Origin of the sequence: Adhaeribacter arboris (genome assembly GCF_003023845.1) — a bacterium.
Lineage (GTDB): Bacteria > Bacteroidota > Bacteroidia > Cytophagales > Hymenobacteraceae > Adhaeribacter > Adhaeribacter arboris.
In genome coordinates this window covers 1,713,814-1,732,874 of record NZ_PYFT01000001.1, presented here as the reverse complement: position 1 = coordinate 1,732,874, position 19,061 = coordinate 1,713,814, and the positions used below count along the sequence as shown (strand labels likewise).

General features: G+C 42.4%; 13 protein-coding genes. 8 read left to right on the top strand and 5 right to left on the bottom strand.

Going from position 1 to position 19,061, the window contains the following annotated elements; translation table 11 throughout:
• The first annotated feature begins 242 nt into the window (after positions 1-242).
• The 3 genes from AHMF7605_RS07125 to AHMF7605_RS07115 all read left to right on the top strand — a co-directional run bounded on the left by AHMF7605_RS07125 (position 243) and on the right by AHMF7605_RS07115 (position 5,026).
• Positions 243-1,061: a sugar phosphate isomerase/epimerase family protein gene (locus AHMF7605_RS07125; RefSeq protein WP_106927816.1), complete on the top strand. Its 819-nt coding sequence runs from the start codon at positions 243-245 to the stop codon at positions 1,059-1,061.
• Positions 1,062-1,550: 489 nt separating this feature from the next.
• Entirely contained in the window at positions 1,551-3,653 is a 2,103-nt protein-coding gene (locus AHMF7605_RS07120; protein WP_106927814.1) for a GEVED domain-containing protein, read from the top strand.
• 101 nt (positions 3,654-3,754) lie between these two features.
• A complete protein-coding gene (locus tag AHMF7605_RS07115) occupies positions 3,755-5,026 on the top strand; it encodes a T9SS type A sorting domain-containing protein (protein WP_146153533.1) in 1,272 nt (423 codons plus the stop codon).
• A 145-nt stretch (positions 5,027-5,171) separates the two neighbouring features.
• Here the strand turns inward: AHMF7605_RS07115 and ruvC are convergent, their stop codons facing one another.
• Positions 5,172-5,744, bottom strand: a complete 573-nt coding sequence (gene ruvC, locus AHMF7605_RS07110) for a crossover junction endodeoxyribonuclease RuvC (protein ID WP_106927810.1) — start codon at positions 5,742-5,744, stop codon at positions 5,172-5,174.
• Between the two features lie 112 nt (positions 5,745-5,856).
• On the opposite strand from ruvC, the gene AHMF7605_RS07105 reads away from it, so the two are divergent.
• The 3 genes from AHMF7605_RS07105 to AHMF7605_RS07095 all read left to right on the top strand — a co-directional run bounded on the left by AHMF7605_RS07105 (position 5,857) and on the right by AHMF7605_RS07095 (position 10,539).
• The gene (locus AHMF7605_RS07105) at positions 5,857-6,453 is read left to right on the top strand and encodes a DUF4202 domain-containing protein (protein WP_106927808.1); all 597 of its coding nucleotides are present in this window, start codon (positions 5,857-5,859) and stop codon (positions 6,451-6,453) included.
• 77 nt (positions 6,454-6,530) lie between these two features.
• The gene (locus AHMF7605_RS07100) at positions 6,531-7,646 is read left to right on the top strand and encodes a ComEC/Rec2 family competence protein (RefSeq protein ID WP_106927806.1); all 1,116 of its coding nucleotides are present in this window, start codon (positions 6,531-6,533) and stop codon (positions 7,644-7,646) included.
• A gap of 667 nt (positions 7,647-8,313) precedes the next feature.
• Positions 8,314-10,539, top strand: a complete 2,226-nt coding sequence (locus tag AHMF7605_RS07095) for a malectin domain-containing carbohydrate-binding protein (protein ID WP_106927804.1) — start codon at positions 8,314-8,316, stop codon at positions 10,537-10,539.
• Positions 10,540-10,801: 262 nt separating this feature from the next.
• Here AHMF7605_RS07095 and AHMF7605_RS07090 read toward each other — a convergent pair whose 3' ends face one another.
• Positions 10,802-11,962 (bottom strand): IscS subfamily cysteine desulfurase, encoded by a 1,161-nt coding sequence (locus AHMF7605_RS07090; protein ID WP_317046505.1) that lies wholly within the window; start codon positions 11,960-11,962, stop codon positions 10,802-10,804.
• A gap of 116 nt (positions 11,963-12,078) precedes the next feature.
• On the opposite strand from AHMF7605_RS07090, the gene mce reads away from it, so the two are divergent.
• On the top strand, positions 12,079-12,480 hold the full coding sequence (mce, locus tag AHMF7605_RS07085; RefSeq protein WP_106927802.1) for a methylmalonyl-CoA epimerase: 402 nt from the start codon (positions 12,079-12,081) through the stop codon (positions 12,478-12,480).
• Between the two features lie 217 nt (positions 12,481-12,697).
• Positions 12,698-14,122, top strand: a complete 1,425-nt coding sequence (locus AHMF7605_RS07080; protein ID WP_106927800.1) for a CCA tRNA nucleotidyltransferase — start codon at positions 12,698-12,700, stop codon at positions 14,120-14,122.
• A 30-nt stretch (positions 14,123-14,152) separates the two neighbouring features.
• Here the strand turns inward: AHMF7605_RS07080 and AHMF7605_RS07075 are convergent, their stop codons facing one another.
• The 3 genes from AHMF7605_RS07075 to AHMF7605_RS07065 all read right to left on the bottom strand — a co-directional run bounded on the left by AHMF7605_RS07075 (position 14,153) and on the right by AHMF7605_RS07065 (position 18,925).
• Positions 14,153-15,721 carry an ArnT family glycosyltransferase gene (locus AHMF7605_RS07075; protein ID WP_106927798.1) on the bottom strand — a complete coding sequence of 523 codons (1,569 nt, stop codon included), beginning with the start codon at positions 15,719-15,721 and terminating at the stop codon, positions 14,153-14,155.
• Between the two features lie 319 nt (positions 15,722-16,040).
• A complete protein-coding gene (locus AHMF7605_RS07070; RefSeq protein ID WP_106927796.1) occupies positions 16,041-18,587 on the bottom strand; it encodes a PspC domain-containing protein in 2,547 nt (848 codons plus the stop codon).
• Positions 18,584-18,925 carry a PadR family transcriptional regulator gene (locus tag AHMF7605_RS07065; RefSeq protein WP_106927794.1) on the bottom strand — a complete coding sequence of 114 codons (342 nt, stop codon included), beginning with the start codon at positions 18,923-18,925 and terminating at the stop codon, positions 18,584-18,586. Before AHMF7605_RS07065 ends, AHMF7605_RS07070 begins: the two co-directional genes overlap by 4 nt.
• Positions 18,926-19,061 lie beyond the last annotated feature (136 nt).

Below are 19,061 nucleotides of genomic sequence, written 5' to 3'. Positions count from 1 at the left end.
TGAATGAAAATTGGGGAGTAAATTAGAAGAAGGGCCAATTGGCTAAAACGATTCAAAAAGCTCCTTAATGTCAACAAGGATTTTACTTTATGTAAAAAGCTAAATTTAGAATGAAAATTAATTTATTAAGTACTGATTCTGGTCTATGAATTAAAATTTTATAAAAAGCTTTCTCAAATAATGTTTACTGTAAGGTTTATTAATTTGTCCTAAGTTATCAAGTAGTAAAACTGTTTTAATATATGCAGATTAAATTTTTCCGGGCTATTTGGGGAATGGAAGAACCAACCTTGAGCGCCAATTTACTTAAAATAAAGCAAGCCGGTTACGAAGGCGTGGAGATGATGGTGCCTTTAGAACAGACTGCCCGGGAAGAACTACGAGATTTGTTAGAGGAATTCAATTTAGACTTAATCGCCTCGCAATGGGCCGCTAGCGGTAGTACTTTTTCAGACTACCTGCGTTCGTTCGAAGAACATTTGTACACCAATGCCTTATTAAAACCTCTTTTCAGTAACTCGCAAACGGGCAAAGATTATTATACCCTTGATCAAACCACCCAACTGATTCAACGAGCCGCCGAGATCGCGCAGGAAACCGGGGTGCCCGTCTTGCACGAAACACATCGCGGTAAATTTACTTTTCATACCCGCAACACGGAATATTTTTTACAAAAATTTCCGGATTTAAGATTAGCCGCTGATTTTTCGCACTGGTGCAACGTATGCGAATCTTACCTGGAAGATCAGCCGGAAATTATGGCTTTGGCGATTTCGCGGGTAGATCACCTGCACGCCCGAGTGGGACATACTCAATCGGCCCAGGTAAGCGATCCGCGGGCGCCGGAATGGCAGGAAGCATTGCAGCATCACTTAAATTGGTGGGATGCCATTGTCAACACCCATCGTCAAAAAGGTACCGAAGTTTTTACTATTTGCCCGGAATTTGGCCCCTACCCGTACATGCCTGAAGAACCTTATAGCCGCCAGCCATTAGCTAATTTGTGGGAAATTAACTTGTACATGAAAGATTTGCTGCAGAAAAGGTATGCCCAGGGATAAAGGAAAAACTTGGTGGCTTATTCTGCAATCTATCTCTATTTACTATAAAATTCCCAATTTATTCTTAAATTGATAATACAAAATTGATTTTCCGTATTGTATTATTGCTTGCTTAGCTTTATATTACCAAAATTAACTGCCCGATAAGTTAAAGTTGCTATTGAAACTAAATTACTTTATCACTTTAAGTAATCCGGCTACAACATTTTCAGAATCTTCGCTAAGAGAATAGTAGTGTCGTTCTCTTCTTCCGGCTGCCCGGTAACGTTTATCTTGTTTTAGTTTTTAGTAACAGTTAATTATACTGCCGGTTACGTTTGCTAAAAGGCCAATAGATTAAAAATTTTTACTAAGTTATTTTACACCAAGTATTTAACTGGCTACTTACCCGCGGTTACTAGTTGTTAACAAGTTAAATAAAGCTTTAACCGGAGCGGTTTTCTTTTTGATGTTTATCTGTTAGTAAACTTAACTTTTAACTCAAACTGTATGAAAGTAACTTTTCACCGTATCCAAATGCTTTTCTCTTTTTTAGCTACTTTAAGTTACTGGCGTCGCGGGCTCGCTATTACGCTTCTGCTTACCATTTATTTAGCGAGGGGAGCATACGCGCAAAGTAAAGAATGGGACCAGACGTATGGAGGAGTAATTACAAACACCAGTACGCAAACGTACGGCTCCTCTTACCTGCAAAGCGTGATTACTACCAATAATGGCTATTTACTGGGTGGACGATCAAACTCTAGCATGGGGAATGATAAAACCCAGGGACGCCGGGGAAGTTATGATTTTTGGCTAGTAAGTACGAATACCAGAGGTAATAAACTTTGGGATAAACGCTACGGTGGTTCCGGTGAAGAAAACTTGCAGGTAGTAGTTAATACCTCCGACGGCGGTTATGTACTAGGTGGTACATCATCCTCGGGTTTTAGTGGTGATGTAACGCAGGCGGGCCGAGGAGGCCAGGATTTCTGGATAATAAAAATTAATGCCGACGGCACCAAATTGTGGGATCAACGGTATGGCGGTAGCGGCAACGATGTGCTGAAAGCGCTGGTGGCAACTCCCGGAGGTGGATTTATTCTGGGCGGCTATTCTAATTCGGGATTAAACGGCGATAAAACTCAGGCGAGCCGGGGAGGTAATGATTATTGGATTTTAAAAATTGATGAAGATGGCAATAAAATCTGGGATAAACGCTTTGGCGGCTCGGGGAACGATGTATTTAAATCCTTGGTAATTACTCCGGATGGCCATTATTTATTAGCCGGATCATCGAGCTCCGGCGTAGGAGGTGATAAAAGTGAACCAGTTTGGGGAGGGGCTCAGGCAGATTATTGGGTCGTAAAAATTAACAGTACCGGAAATAAAATCTGGGATAAACGGTTTGGGGGTAAATCTTCGGACGACCTCGAAGCTTTAGTCGCTACCGCTGATGGCAGTTATTTATTAGGCGGCCTCTCTTATTCTTTTCCGGAAGGCGATAAAACCGATACCCAAGGTTGGTTTGAAGTGGGTATTGGCGAATATTGGTTAGTTAAAATAGATAGTAATGGTAATAAAATTTTAGATAAAGTTCTGAACGGTACCAGTCACGTCGTTACTTCTTTAATTCCTACTTCCGATGGTGGATTTTTAGCGGGCGGCGGTAATCCTACCGATGAAACCAATGACGTAGATGATTATTGGGTAGCAAAAGTAAACAGTTCTGGTAATACCATTTGGGAAAAGTATATTTCGGGTGCGGGTAGAGATTATTTAACTAGTATTCTGGCTACTAAATCCGGCGAAGTTTTATTGGGCGGGTGGTCTGATTCCGGAATGGGGAATGATAAAAGTGGGGCGAAAAAAGGCCTGGTTGATTATTGGCTGGTAAAACTCCAAGAAGTAAATTGCATTCCGGTAATTACGTATGGCTGCGATGATTTAAATATTATTCAGAGTTTTAATTTTAATACTTTATCTAATAATGCTTCGGGGTGCGATGCCCAAGGCAATGGCTATAGTAGTTATGCTCCCACCGGAAAATATACGACTACTGTAACCCGCGACCAGGCCTATCCTATTACCGTACAGGCTTCCCTCACCGGTGATTTTGAGCAAGGCTTTGGGGCGTGGATTGATTATAATAGCGATAATGATTTTGATGATCCCGGAGAATTTGTGTTTAGTTCGCCGATTGTCTCCGATGATTATACCGGTAGAGTTGTTATTCCGGCCAGCGCTACGGCTGGCCAGCACCGGTTGCGGGTTCGCTCGCATTTTGCTACCGAAGTTACCAGCGATCAATCCTGTACTGAATTTGACTACGGGGAAACGGAAGATTATATCATTACCATTACGAATCCCTCCATCTATGCCGCCTGGGACAAGCGCTATGGAGGTTCGGGTCGGGATAGTTATACCGACCTTATCCGAACCACCGATGGCGGGTACCTCATTGGGGGTACACCGATTCCGAAGATACCGGCGACAAGAGCCAGCCCAGCCGCGGCAGCATTGATTATTGGATCGTCAAAATCGATGCGCAAGGCAACAAACAATGGGACAAACGCTATGGCGGAACCGGTAACGACTACCTCAATCGCTTAATTCCCACTCTCGACGGCGGCTATCTTTTAGGGGGAAGTTCCGATTCGCCCAGCGGCGGGGATAAAACCCAAAACAGCCGGGGCGATCGGGATTACTGGTTGGTGAAAATCAACAGCACCGGAACCAAGCAATGGGACAAACGCTATGGGGGCAGCAGCTACGATGAGCTAAGTAAAATCAGTCAACTACCCACGGGCGAGTACTTCGTAGCGGGCTACAGCTCTTCCCCGGCCAGCGGCGATAAAACGCAAGGCTCCCAAGGTGGGCGGGACTACTGGGTAATCAAAATTAATGCGGCCGGTACTAAGCTCTGGGACCGGCGCTTTGGCGGCAATCTCAACGACAACCTGGAAAACTTTACCCTGACCCCCGACGGAGGCTACCTCTTGGGAGGAGCTTCGGCATCGGGTTTAAGCGGCGATCGCAGTCAGTTAAGCCGGGGCGGAGAAGACTACTGGGTGGTGCGCCTGGACGAAGCGGGAAACAAAATCTGGGACCGCCGTTTTGGCGGTAGCGATAAAGACCATCTGTTTTCGATGGGACGATTGTCGAACGGCTCCTTTTATTTAGGCGGGTATAGTCATTCGGGCCTAAGCGGCGATAAGAGCCAAGCGAGCCAGGGCGGAAAAGATTACTGGCTAGTCGTCATCAACGGTGAGGGAGAAAAACTCTGGGACCGGCGCTTTGGTGGCAGCCTCGACGATGAGTTGCGTTCGGTGATCCGGACCAGGGATGGAGGGTATTTGCTGGGCGGTAAATCTGATTCACCCCGCAGCGGGCATAAAAGTCAGAACAGCAGAGGCAGTACGGATTACTGGATTGTTAAAATCAGTAGCAATGGCAATAAGCAATGGGACCAGCGGTACGGTGGAGTAGGCATCGAAGAGCTGCGCAACCTGGTAGCCACGCCGGAAGGCGGGTATTTACTCGGAGGACGCACTGAATCGGGCATCAGCGGGGATAAAAGCCAGCCGAGTCAGGGAAAGCAGGATTACTGGTTGGTGCAAGTAGCCCTTTCTGGCCAGGAAGCTCCGGCAGTCGAAGAAACCACTGCCGTTACGGCCAACCGGGAGAGTACAGTTGCTCGCATAAATGTGAGGGAAAGCACAGAAACCCGCTTACAAGTACGACCGAATCCGTTCACGGAGCACCTGCAGGTGAGCCTGGCTCTAACCGAATCCGGGCCAGTCAGCCTGCAAGTGTACAATAGCCAGGGGCAGAGAGTAACAACTTTGTTTCAGGGGCAAGCGGAAGCGGGGAAAAACTACCAATTCCAATGGCAGCCTTCAGTCCAGCAAGCGGCTGGCTTGTACTTGCTGCGCCTACATACTCCTGCCAAAACCCAAACCACCAAAATTATTTTTACAAAATAAAAGCAATGTAAAAGGCTAAAATTAATTAGCTAAGGATTGCTGATTTGTTTCTTTAAGATTAGTGCCTGGTTGGAAATGAATTTTCAGCCAGGCTTTTTCATTTCAGGCGTGAAGTAAAATTCGGAATTTGAACAAAAATTTAAATCTACTTTACTCGCCCGGGATTGTCGGTAATAAAGCTTTTCCAGGATTTGGTACCGGCCTGGGTGTTAATGCCTTTCTGATAATGATGGCACATAGCTACGGCCAAAGCATCGGTAGCATCAAACAATTTAGGAGAGTCGGTGGGCAATTTTAAAATTTGGCCTAACATGAGCGCTACTTGTTCTTTTGAAGCATTCCCGTTCCCGGTGATAGATTGTTTTATCCGTTTGGGGGCATATTCCACGTACGGAATGTCGCGGGATAAAGCGGCGGCAATGGCTACCCCCTGGGCCCGGCCCAGTTTCAACATGCTTTGCACGTTATTCGAATAAAACTGAGCTTCAATAGCCATTTCATCGGGCAGGTATTTTTGGATTAGTAAGATAGTGTTATCAAAAATACGCTTTAATTTAACGGCATGATTGGGGGCATTTTTAAACGAAAGAGCATCGTACTCCAGTACTTTCACTTTAGAACCATTTACCTCAATAATGCTGTAACCCATTACATTGGTGCCCGGGTCAACGCCGAGGATTAATTTACTGGTAAGAAGGGTAGGGGTATTTCGTAACATGCCTCACAAAAATACAAACTTATTCCTAAACCAAAGGCAGGTTTGTACTACCACGCTAACAGCGATTACCGGAAAATAATTAACTTTAACGAATAAACTTTAAATATTATTTATGCGCACGGACCAACAGCGGTTTAACGCGGCCATTGCCCGTTTTGATGCCTTAAACAGCGAAGATCCAAATACGGAAGTTTACAAGGATAAAATTTACCCCAAAGAATTATTGTATGCTCAGCGCATGACGGACTGGTTGTTTCAAGTAGAGCCTAATCCTTCAGAGGCCTTGCAGCTAGCCGCACGGTGCCAGCACCTACGCCGCTGGACTATTCCGCGCCGCGACTATGCTATGGATTTAGCGGGTTATAATAAATGGCGTAATACCTTGCGGAAGTACCACGCCGATTTGGCCAGTCAGGTATTGCAGGAAGTGGGTTACGACCCGGAAATTATCGAAAGGGTTCAGTTTCTGGTTTTAAAGCGGCAGTTAAAGATTGACCCCGAAGTTCAATTGCTGGAAGATATTGTTTGTTTGGTATTTCTGGAAAATTATTTCCTCGACTTTGCCCGTCAGCACGAAGAAGAAAAAGTAGTGGATATTGTGCAAAAAACCTGGCGTAAGATGACTCCGCGCGGTCAGCAAATAGCTCTTACTTTACCTATGTCCGGAGAAGCTCAACGATTAGTAGGAAAAGCATTAGCAGGTTCTTAATCGGGTTAACTATATAGGATTTTCTGCTAATATCTAATACCTTGATACATGTGTTACATAAAGTGCGCCGCTTAGTTATGAAGAAAGCTGTTTCCCGATTTTTAGGCTTGGCTTTAATTGCTTTGCCGCTCCAAATTTGTTCTTCGCCTAAACCAATGGCGCTTGCGGCTACTAATCTGGCGGGCGGTTTAGACCCTGGTAAGAATAAAAAACAAGAACAAAATTTAACTTTTTATTGGATAGACGTAGAAGGAGGCGCTGCTACTTTAATTGTAACCCCCGCCGGCGAGTCGGTGCTGATAGATTCGGGCAACCCCGGGAACCGCGATGCCGATAGAATTTACCACGTTGCAAAAGAAGTAGCCGGATTAAATCAAATTGACCATTTAATAACTACCCACTGGCACATCGATCATTACGGTGGGGCAGCGGCATTAGCAAAAAAACTACCTCTTATAGAAGCGCACGATAAAGGCATTCCGGATAGGTTGCGGGAAGATAAAGAGTTTGCCAGCCGCATTCAGCCGTACCGCGACATGATAGTGAAAAAACGATCGCCATTGCAGCCAAACCAATTCCTAAATCTGAAAAATTTGCCCGCGGGCTTTTCTAAATTGAGCCTCCGTTTATTAGGTTTTAACAAAAATTTTACTCCCATAAGTAAGTCTAAATCCTTAAACGTTAATTGCGAAGTAACGGATAAGCCAACTGATACCTCCGACAATGCCAATAGTACCGTGCTAGTACTGGATTATGGTCCGTTCCGCTTTTTTGACGGGGGCGATCTAACCTGGAACGTGGAGAAAACTTTGGTATGTCCGGAAAATTTAGTGGGCACCGTGGATGTTTACCAGGTAAATCACCATGGCTTGGATCAGAGTAATAACCCCGCGCTCGTGAAAACTTTAGCCCCAGTAGTAGCCATTATGAACAACGGTCCGCGCAAAGGTTGTGGACCCGAAACCGTGGCTACTTTAAAAAGTATTCCCTCCTTGCAAGCAAGCTTTCAGCTTCACAAAAATGTGCGCGCCGATTCGCTCTATAATACCAGCCCTGATTTTATTGCCAACCTAAAAGAAAACTGCCAGGCCAATTTTATAAAAATGACGGTAGAACCAAACGGAAAGAAATATACGGTAAGCATTCCGGCGAAAAACTACACCAAAACTTTTACAACTAAATCGGCCCATTAAATTGGTATTTGCCTTAGCTTAAAAGGAAAAGCTGGGCTAAAACTACGCGTAAATAGTAAGGCAAGCGAAGAAAATAAAATAGGATTAATATAAAATTTTAGCTTAATAGCAATTCTGCAATAAATATAGAATACAATTAATATAATCAGTCAGAAGGTTTTCCCCCTATCATACGATAAATAGAAAAGTAGATAATTGAAAAATTTTATTTCCGCAAAGCTTCCTTTTGGTTCTAAAAACCGTACCGCAAGTAGTCATAAATAACTGAGCTTCAACCATCAAAATTCAACTTATTTACTTCTATTATTTAATATATTATAAAGAAACTATAATTAATTACAATAATACTTGCATAAGTCTAATAGTATGCGTAAACTTCCTAAATATTCCACAAAACTGTTAACTTATATAAACTGATTAGAAACTCTTATAACGAATAATTTATACTAAACCCGAAAACTTATTTAACGCGCCTAATCTCTCCGGTTAATTTTAAGTCAAAAAAGCTGTTCTGCCTTAAAAATTTTCGAAACACTGTTTTTTACTTATCAATAATGACTGGTAATCAATTCTACTTCTCCACCTTTCTAATGTAAATTTAGAAATACTATTGATTTGTATGTTTTAATACTTATAACTAATTAGATTACACCAGCTTACTTTACACATGAAAAAGCGTTCTACTTTTCCTTTATTATTCCAATCAAAACCTTTAGTTTACTTTTTCTTTAGCTTATTCCTTATACTCGAAAGTTTCAGTTATCAGGATGTGGCCGCACAAACAATTGCCGTAGAAAATACCGATAAATTTCCTGCTGCTGACGAAATGGTGCTTTCCCGGGTTCAAAATCCGTGGCGCCGCAAGAACGAAGACGGTACCTACACGCCTTACAATGCCAACCACGATAAGGTAAAACTTAAAATTTATAACCGGGGCTCCGGTACTCTTACTCTTAGTAAATTTACTTTGTCGAGTACTTCCCGCTGGAAAATTACGTTACCTAAAGCTTTGCCCATTTCTATTAGTGCCGGAGGTTCCATTGAGACCACAGTAGAATTTATTGCTAAAGACCAGGCTACCCGGGTGAAGGTGCTGCACGATCAGTTAACGATTTCTTCTAACGATAAATCTGCTCCGTCTAAAATTGTAAAGCTGCATGGCTTATGGCAAAGAACCGGGGAAGGCAACCGGGAACCTTGGGCGCAGGAAATTATTGATGCTTTTGGTTTTACTACGGAAACCGGCTACGCGCAACACGATGGAGATAGCGATGGAAATTATACCGTTCCAAATTCCGATGAAATTTTATCGGCCAACTTCGTGCGGGCCGATGGTAGTAAACCGGTTACGGTTACCCAACTGGGCGCTTACCATGGCTGCTGCTATTATGGCGAAAAAATTGCCTGGTACCCCAAAAATACGAATTCCGTAAAGATTGCAACCGCTCATTATTTCTTAGATAGCCAGTCTTTATTACCCAGAGAAACCGGATCTTCTGCGGAAATCGCCCAGGGATCTTTCAGCCCGAGTGGGGCCTTTGGCTTTAAAGTAGGTACGGCTTATTCCGATCGGGCTAAAAACTTCGAAAATAAAATTGGTATGCGGGTCTGGAAGGCGGTGAATGCTAGCGGCAGCATTATTCCAAATGCCTACATTATTGGCGCTGATTACCTGGGTACGGAATTTACCAATTACGATTATCAGGATAACGTATATTATGTTACCAATATCAAACCGGAATCTAGCCAGGGTAATACGGAATTAGCCGTAACACCATCTGACCTTGATTTTGGCTCAGTATTAAAAGGCAGCAGCAAAACTCTTTCCGCTACTATAAAAAACAATGGCAGATCTGGTCAGTCCAGCATTAAAATCAGCAGTGTAACTCTTACTGGTCCCAACAAAGCTGAATTTACGGTTAATGCAATTTCCACAACGTTATCGCCGCAGGCAAGTGTTAAGGCCAATGTATCCTTTAAACCTAGTTCTAAAGGCATTAAAAATGCGGCTTTGTTAGTGTACCATAATGCCCCTGGCTCTCCTACCCGAATTCCGCTTTATGGTATTGCCAACGAATCTGGTTCTACTATTACGGTAGTTAAGCGGATAAAAGGTGGATCAGATGCAAACTTGACTATTGCGGGTAAAGTTTGGGAATCGGATAAAAATTACCGCAAAGGTTCCGTTCGTTTAGATAAACAAGTAACTCCCGGCCCAATATCGGCTACTGATCAGGATGTACTGTATCAAACTTATCTTTCAGCCCAATCCAACCTGGCCGAAACCCGGGTGGAAGTTCCGCTGGCGAATGGTGCTTACTACGTGCGGCTACACTTTGCCGAAAACTTTTTCCCATCGAATAATTCCCGGGTATTTAACATTAATATCGAAGGAAAAACGGTCCTGACCGGTTTCGATATTCACAAAGAAGTAGGTTACCGTTCTGCTTTAGTGAAAGATTATGTTGTAACGGTAAGCGGAGGTGTTTTAAACTTGAAGTTCAATCCAACCGTAAACCGGTTAGCATTGTGCGGAGTGGAAATTTTCAAGTCTTCTGCTGGTGCCGTTGCCAATACCGTTGTTTCCGACGTGAACTTAACCGACGATGGTGGCGAAGAGAAGAAAACCTTATTGTTACACGTGTATCCTAATCCAAGCAATGGAGAGAAAGTATTTGTGGAAGCTTCTAACTTTACCCAACAAGAAGAAGTTACTCTTTCTTTACACGACTTGGTAGGACATACTTTAGAAGTAAAAACTTTAGTGGCAGATGAAAACGGTAGCGTTACTACTCAAATAGCCACGAATAAACGCTTAACCAGCGGTTTGTATATTCTGAGGGGTCGGGGAGCTGTTTCCGGCGAAACGCAGTCCCGGTTGGTTATTGAATAAGTAAGAAAATATTATAAAAATAAAAAAGAGCTGCCTAAGGCAGCTCTTTTTTATTTTCTGGGAGAAAAAAGTAAAAAGAATACTCTTCCATATTATAAATTTAATCAAGATAAAACCAATAGGGAAAATAAGTGGGAGGGACTTCAAGTGTTCGGGCAGTTCTTTTTGTAACTCCCCTGCATTTCTAATTTATAATTCATAATTTTAAATTCAAACTGCGTTCTGCTCCTCCCATAAAGTTCGGCTCTACATTTTTTACCTTTTATTGCGGTGACATTTGCCGCTGTTTTCCCACTACTTCCCGTACATGCGATATAGCGTACTCTATTTGTTCGGCAGTAGTAAATCGGCTTAAACCAAACCGGAGAGAAGCATAAGCTAAATCGTCGCTTAAACCGAGGGCTTTTAAAACGTAGGAAGGCTCTATTGAAGCAGAAGTACACGCCGAACCCGAAGAAACAGCCAGATCTTTTAATCCCAGCATTAATGCCTCTCCTTCCACGTATTTAAATGCAATATTGGTAACGTGGGGTAAACAGTGTTCTTTTGAGCCATTCCGCTGCGATTCTTCTATCTGAAGCAATTCAGCTTCTAAATAATCGCGTAGCTTCTTCATTCGCTTAGTATCAGACGCCATTTCTAGACGGCACAATTCGCAGGCTTTACCCAAACCCACAATTCCGGGCACGTTAAGCGTACCCGATCGCATACCGCGTTCGTGACCGCCGCCATCCATTTGAGCAGAAATTTTTACACGGGGGTCTTTACGGCGCACGTACAAAGCGCCTACACCCTTCGGACCATACATTTTGTGCCCGGAAAAAGCCATTAAATCCATTAAATCGGTTTCTACATCTACCGGAATTTTACCTACGGCCTGGGTAGCATCGGTCATAAAAAGAATTCCGTATTTCCGGGCAATAGCCGAAATTTCCCGGATGGGCTGAATCACCCCTGTTTCGTTATTGGCGTACATCACCGACAGCAAAATAGTTTCTGGTGTAATTGCGGCTTCCAGGGAATTTAAGTCGATTAACCCTGCCTGGTTTACCTCAAGGTAAGTAACCCGGACACCCATTTTCTCGAGGTGTTGGCAAGTGTCTAAAACAGCTTTGTGTTCGGTATTTACCGTAATTAGGTGATTACCCTTAGAAGCATACATTTCAAAAACTCCCTTGATTGCCAGGTTAATTGATTCGGTAGCGCCGGAAGTAAAAATTATTTCTTTTGGGTTGCTATTAATTAATGCTGCTACTTGCTCCCGGGCAAAATCTACTGCTTCTTTGGCCGCCCAGCCAAAAGCATGATCCCGGGAAGCTGCATTACCAAAATGTTCCGTCAGGTAAGGCATCATGGCTTCCAGAACCCGAGGGTCCAGGGGAGTAGTAGCGTTGTTATCTAAATAAATGGGTAATTTCAGCATGAGGTAAGAAATATAAAGGAACTAATTGCCCTTAAAAAACAGGGGCGAATCATTATACGTTTTAATTTACCATAAAAATAGTTAAAATGCTTAAAACAGTTAATCCTTGCTGGTAGATGAACAAAATAGAACACATTGGAATTGCCGTCCAGAATTTAGAAAAAGCAAATCTTATTTATACTCAAATTCTAGGATCTGAGCCCTATAAAACAGAACAAGTTGCCTCCGAAAAAGTAATGACTTCTTTTTTCCGGTGCGGTGAATCCAAAATTGAGTTACTGGCAGCTACCGACGAAACCAGCGTGATTGCTGGTTTTATTCAGAAGCGAGGAGAGGGAATGCACCACATTGCCTTTGCCGTAGAAGATATTGAGGCGGAAATGAACCGCTTAAGACAAGCCGGATTTACTTTACTCAACGAAACTCCCAAGCCCGGCGCTGATAATAAGCTAGTTTGCTTTGTTCATCCTAAAAGCACGAATGGCGTTTTAATAGAACTCTGCCAGGAAAGAAGGTAAACAATTACCATTTACCATTGGAAAATCAGTTGTTTTCACCAATTGCAGGTAGTATGAAATGAAAGGTCGTAGGTCTTAAAGGAATAAATTATTACAATCTTTAAAACGGATAAATATTATTGATTAAAACCGCTAATTGATAAATGGTAAATGTACCTGGTAAATGGCAAATGGTAAATGATAAATAATTACTTTTGCGGCACAAGTGTAGAATTGTATGCAAGCCATTTCATTACCCGAGCATCGTATTTTCCCGATTATTGCTGCTGCTGCCGAGCAATTGCAGGCAGAAACGTACGTAATTGGGGGGTTTGTGCGCGATTTAATTTTGCAACGGCCTTCTAAAGATATTGATGTGGTATGCGTGGGCGATGGTCCGGCACTCGCCCAGAAAGTAGCCGAGCTATTACCCGAAAAACCTACTGTTACCGTTTTTAAAAATTTTGGCACCGCTATGCTGTGCGCCGACGATTGGGAAGTAGAATTTGTGGGTGCCCGGAAAGAATCTTACCGCAGCCATTCCCGCAAACCCGAAGTAGAAGCAGGTACTTTAACGGATGATTTAAATCGGCGCGATTTTACGATTAATGCTTTAGGAATTTCCTTAAATAAGTCGGATTACGGAGCGCTTATCGACCAATTTGACGGTTTAAAAGATATTCGGCAAAAATTAATAAAAACTCCGCTCAACCCGGATATTACTTTTTCCGACGACCCTTTGCGCATGATGCGGGCAGTCCGTTTTGCCACCCAATTAAATTTTGATATTGATGCGGATACTTACGACGCTATTAGCCGCAATAAAGAGCGGATAAACATTATCTCCAAGGAGCGGATTACCGACGAATTAAATAAAATTATTTTAGCAACTACGCCTTCCTACGGTTTTAAATTATTGTTTCATTCAGGTTTGTTAGAGCTTATTTTTCCGAAAATGACCGCTTTGCACGGGGTAGAAACCATAAATAACAACTCGCATAAAGATAATTTTTACCATACCCTACAAGTACTCGATAACGTGGCAAAACAATCGAATGACTTATGGCTGCGTTGGGCGGCTATACTGCACGACATTGCCAAACCCGATACTAAGCGCTATTCCGATAAAGTAGGCTGGACTTTTCACGGCCACGAAGACCGGGGCGCCCGGATGGTACCGAAACTTTTTGCCGATTTAAAATTACCCTTAAACGAGCACATGCGGTTTGTGCAAAAACTAGTAAAATTACACTTACGACCCATTGCTTTGGTGAAAGAAACCGTAACCGATTCGGCGGTGCGGCGCCTGCTTTTTGAAGCTGGCAACGATATCGACGACTTAATGGTGCTTTGTAACGCCGATATCACGACCAAAGACCCGAATAAAGTAAAACGGTACCTGCAAAACTTTAAAAAAGTAAGTCAGAAAATTAAACAGGTAGAAGAAACCGATAAACTGCGCAACTTTCAACCGGTTATTACCGGCGAGATTATCATGGAAACTTTTGGGATAAAGCCGTCGCGGGAAGTTGGGATTATCAAAGAAAGTTTAACCGAAGCTATTCTGGAAGGCCACATCCGGAATGAATATGAGCAAGCTTTTGCTTATATGTTACAGAAAGGACAAGAAATGGGGTTGCAACCCGTACAGGCGAGTAATTGATTTTAGTATTCTATAAAACTACTATTCTGATTACCGGAAAGCTTTTTTAACCTGGTAAATTCTGAAAGTTTCAATGGGTTTTTTAGCTAATTTCCAGGGCGGATTGGCGTAATCAGAAGAGTACATACCTGGAATGTTCGAACCCGAGAAAAAAGTAATAAAGTTGCTTGGTATAGTTACCTCATCTACTTGAATTAAATTAGTTAAATTAACATCTGCTTTGGCGGTTAATTTAACTGGAATAACAAAATATTCCTTTGCTTTTACTATTGATTTGCCTTTGATATAAGGTTGCATCCCTGCTTTTTTGCTGTACCATTGCCAGCCCCAATATCCTACCGTCCAGGTAATAGCTTTGGGTGAAATTTTGCTTTTTAGTTCATTGGCCTGAGTTCGGTATATATCCGCCATTAGCCAATCCGAAATTCCTAAAAATAAACTTAGCGAACCTGAAAAAACTAGTGCTGCTATTTTAAATTTGGTGGTAGAATAAGTTAATAAAGGCGTTGCGAGTAAAATAAGGGGTGCTAGTACCAGAAGAATATGCCGGGTAGCAATAGCAGGAGCAAATAAAATAATAAAAGTGCTACCACTAATAACCCATAGATACAAAATAACCTGAGCAGGATTTGCCTTGTACGGGTTTTTGAGAAGAAAATTGGTAAAGGAGCACGAATCCCAAATAAAATACAAGAACGAAAAACCATTCGTAAAAAATAAGACCCATAAAATTCTTCTAGCATTATTCTCCCCTAATAAATCCAGATAAGTAAACAGGATAGTTGTTATGAATAAGCCAACTCCACTATAAATCAGAAACAAAAAGGCACGTCGGTATTTATTGAGGAAAGCTTCCCCATAAATAATCGTAAAAGGCATAATAGCGCCTAAAGCAAGTAGTAAAGCCGTAGTTTGTAGAAAACTACGTAAGAAAGTGAAGGAATAGATCGGTCGGTTTAGGTGAAGAGCGCCAAATTCGTGCACGTTCCATGCCGACCAGGCGGTAAGTGAAAGAATTGGAATAGCAGCAGTTACGACATATTTACTTTTCCTTAATAAAAGTGGATGAACAATTAAGATAATAAGGAAAGGAAGAGCAGAATATTTAATAAAAATTGCCAGGCTAAACACAAAGGCAGCTCCCAAATAGCGGGTCCATTCTGATTGAATATTTGGTTTTAATAGCAAATAGACAAAGCAAAGAATTAAACTTACCAATGGTAAATCCACCATCAAATTCTGATTAATAAGAAAAGCAGGATTTAGAACAAAAAAGGAAGTAACAAGTAAAGCAGAATCAGGAGTAGTAATTTTAGCTATTCGATAAAAGGAATAAATAGCTAAAAAGGTGAAACCAGATTGAAATAAGTGTAATGGAATTTCCTGATAGCCGAATAAGTGACCAACAAGAGCAATTAGAGACAAATACAAAGGGGGTAAGTTGCCTTCCGAGATATTGACATAATTGTTTTGCCAAAGAATTTTCCCGGACATGGGAGTAAATGGATGCTGTTCCATCCACTGGGCGGCTTCTAAATGAAAAATATCATCAATATGGAAAGCCTTGTTTATATTTAAAGAAGTAGCAATCAGCCACAAAAGACCCAATACAAAATAGGGATTCCTAAAAGAAAAAAATCGCCTACGTAAACTCTGACCACCAAAGTTATTAAGGCTGGAATAACTCCGGAAAAATCTGCCTCATAATATTAGAAAAAAGAAATTAATAGAACTCATAAATTTTGAATTGGAGAAAGTAATTTCCGGCTTTAGCATTTTACGATTAACTATTGTTCAATGGTCGTTTTAAGAAGTTTTAGTATTGGTTAAGCAGTCAAATTTTTGACTAATTCATCTAAAAACAAAAAAGACTAAGGCCCTTAAACCTTAGTCTTTAAACAAACATCCAGAAGCTTACTTATTTTCGCTGAATTTTAGAAGCGCCCGAAGCATCGGTAGATACATTGGCCGGATTACCGCTGTAACTAATATTACTAACACCGGAAGCGCCCGCTTTTAATTTTTCGGTTACGTACACGTTGGCTTTCGAAGCGCCGGATAAATCTAAATCGGCGGTTTTGGTCCGGAAGTTATTGGCTTGTACGGAACAGGCTCCCGAAGCACTTATTTTTAAATCGTTGGTTTGGCCGGTAAGAGTAGCTTTGGCTGCCCCGGATAAATCCAGTTCCAACCGATCGGTTTTCAGGGCCACGCTGGTTTGTACCGCGCCGGACTGACTAATACGAACGTTATCTTCGTCGAAGCCGGAAATTTCGGATTTAACGGCGCCGGACAGCTCTACCTTGTCTAAAGTGGGTAAGGTAATTTCAATTAAAACATTTCCCCGATCGTTTTTAGTAAAATCCCAGAAGCTTTCGTTAGACTTAAACTCAATGGTATTACCACTTTGATCGGCTCTTAAATTTGAAATTCCTTCCTGGTCGCCGCGGGCACGTACCGAAAACTCATCGCCTTTTTTAATCCGGGCATGATAAGCGCCGCCTACGGTTATGGCATCAAAATCCTTGAAATCAAAGGTTTTTTCTTCCGGGCCGTAATTATTCCAATCGGCCATTATATTATCATCTACCACGTTAATATCAATATCGGCCAAATCCGTAAAATCGCCTTCATTTTGATTATCGCCTTCCTTATTTTGTTCTTTCACGGGGCAAGTAGCGCAAACGAATTTATCGTTCCGGAACTCCCAAATGGCTCTTTTAGTAACTTGATTGTTAAAATCATAATCTTTGTCGAAATAATTAGTGGCCATGTTAGCGAATTCATCATTTAACCGGAATTTTTTGTTTTCGGGCAGGTAAATTCTCAGCGCTAATTCCTGCTCGCGGAAAGAAGCATTCTGGTTTAAACGAGCCTGACGATCGAAAATAAAGGTGGAATCGCGTTGTTGCATTCGGTAGGTTAGCATTTGGGCATTCCGGATAGCGTCCGATTCGGTTCGGCCTTTGGCCCGAAATTCCTGTACTACCCGGATATTAGAGCCCGATGTTCCTTCCAGTTCAACATGGTTTACCCAACGCTCCATTGACGAATTAACGTTGCGGGCTTGTAATTGTACGGTTTGATAACCTGTAACAGGGTATGATTTTTCAGTTATAAATTCGCCTTGTTCGTTAAAGTTTTGTTTAAATACAAAAATAGCGCTTCCCATTACAAATAAACTTACTACCCACACGGCAAACATCGACCAGCCAGCCAGTGGCTTCAGGAAAAAGCGTTTGGTTAGTAAACCCACCGCAATTATCAGCAAAAATAAACTGGGAATAAAGCCCGCCAGAAAACCGGCAAACATTCCGTAGCCCGGAAAATCGCGGGTAAATAACTGCATAGGTCCGTCCAAGTCTGTCTGGGAGATCTGCTCACTGAGGAGGCCAGTACCTGCTCCTAAACCGATAAATAAAGCAAAAATGCAGCTTAGGGAAGTAATCAATAAAATAATACCGGCAATAATGCGGATGGCAGAACCTAAGAAATTAATAAGGGGACGAAGCGCCTTGGATAATACTTCTAATACTTGGGCTACCAATCGTACGGGAAATAAAAGCACGCGGGCTAAGCCACTTTCCTGACCGTTTTCGTCGCGCATGCGCAAATTATTTTTTAAAGATTCTTCAATGCCGGATAAGGTTACTGGATTGCCCTGCATTTGCACCCGGTCGGTTATGGTGGTGGCTAGCGGAACCACTAGCCACAACACGATGTAAATGGGAATACCCAAACCACCGAAAAGTACGGAGAGTAAAAAGAGCAAGCGCACAATTCCGACGTCCATACCAAAGTAAAGCGCCAAACCACTGCAAACCCCGCCTAATTTTTTATCTTCGGGGTCGCGGAAAAGCTTTTTGGCATTTACTTCGGCCAAGGTGTAACTCTTGGGTAAAGCTATCCAGCAGATTACGTAAATAAACGCTACCAATCCGGCTGAAACGCCCGCAGTAAATACCCCTAGCAAAAAGAAGAAGACAAATACCAGGCGAACCCAGAGCGGATCAATGCCTAAATAGTTGGCCATACCGGCCGATACTCCTCCGATTACTTTTCGGGTTTCGTCGCGAAACAAGCGTTTAGGTCCGGCATTCGGGATAGGACCGCTTTGGGTATTATCCGAAGTTGTTTCGCTGGAAGCGCCGGAAGTACTCTGGGCAGGACCAGTTTTTTGGTTCAAGTCTTCTTCTTCTTCGAGTTGGGCAAAATCTTGTACGCTCCCCATCTGGGTTATGAGCCCTTGCACATCTTCTTGGGTAATTACCTGTTTGCCCGGGTTTAATTTACCCGAAAAAACTTCTGCTATTCTGCCTTCAATATCTGCTACAATCTCTTCGTGCCCAGCATAATTAGAAAAGTACGTTTTTATCGCGGCTAAATATTGCCGTAGTTGCTCGTAACCATCTTCCTCGATGTGGAAGATAAGGCCTTGCAGGTTGATACTTATATTCTTTTTCATGATGCTTGTTTTTTACGCTTGGTTATGAATTCGATGGAGGCAACTACTTCCAGCCAAGTTTGGCGTAACTGTTCCAGAAAATCTTTGCCCGTTTCGGTAAGGGTATAATATTTACGAGGTGGTCCAGCCGTGGACTCCACCCAGGAATAGTCGAGAAGTCCGGCATTTTTGAGGCGGGTAAGCAACGGATATAGCGTGCCTTCTACCACAATCATTTTCGCGGCGGTTAGCTCATCCAGCATATCCGACGCGTAGACTTCACCACGAGAGATAATTTCCAAAATGCAGAACTCCAGAATTCCCTTCCGCATCTGCACTTGTGTGTTTTCTACTTTCATGATGGTTTGGGTTTAATGTTCGATACAAATATAATGTAAGGTACTATGTAAAACAAGGTACTTGACAAATTTATTTTTTGTTTCATCTTTTTTTAAATTTTATTTTATGATTTTAGAAGAAAGCACCTTAAAATTT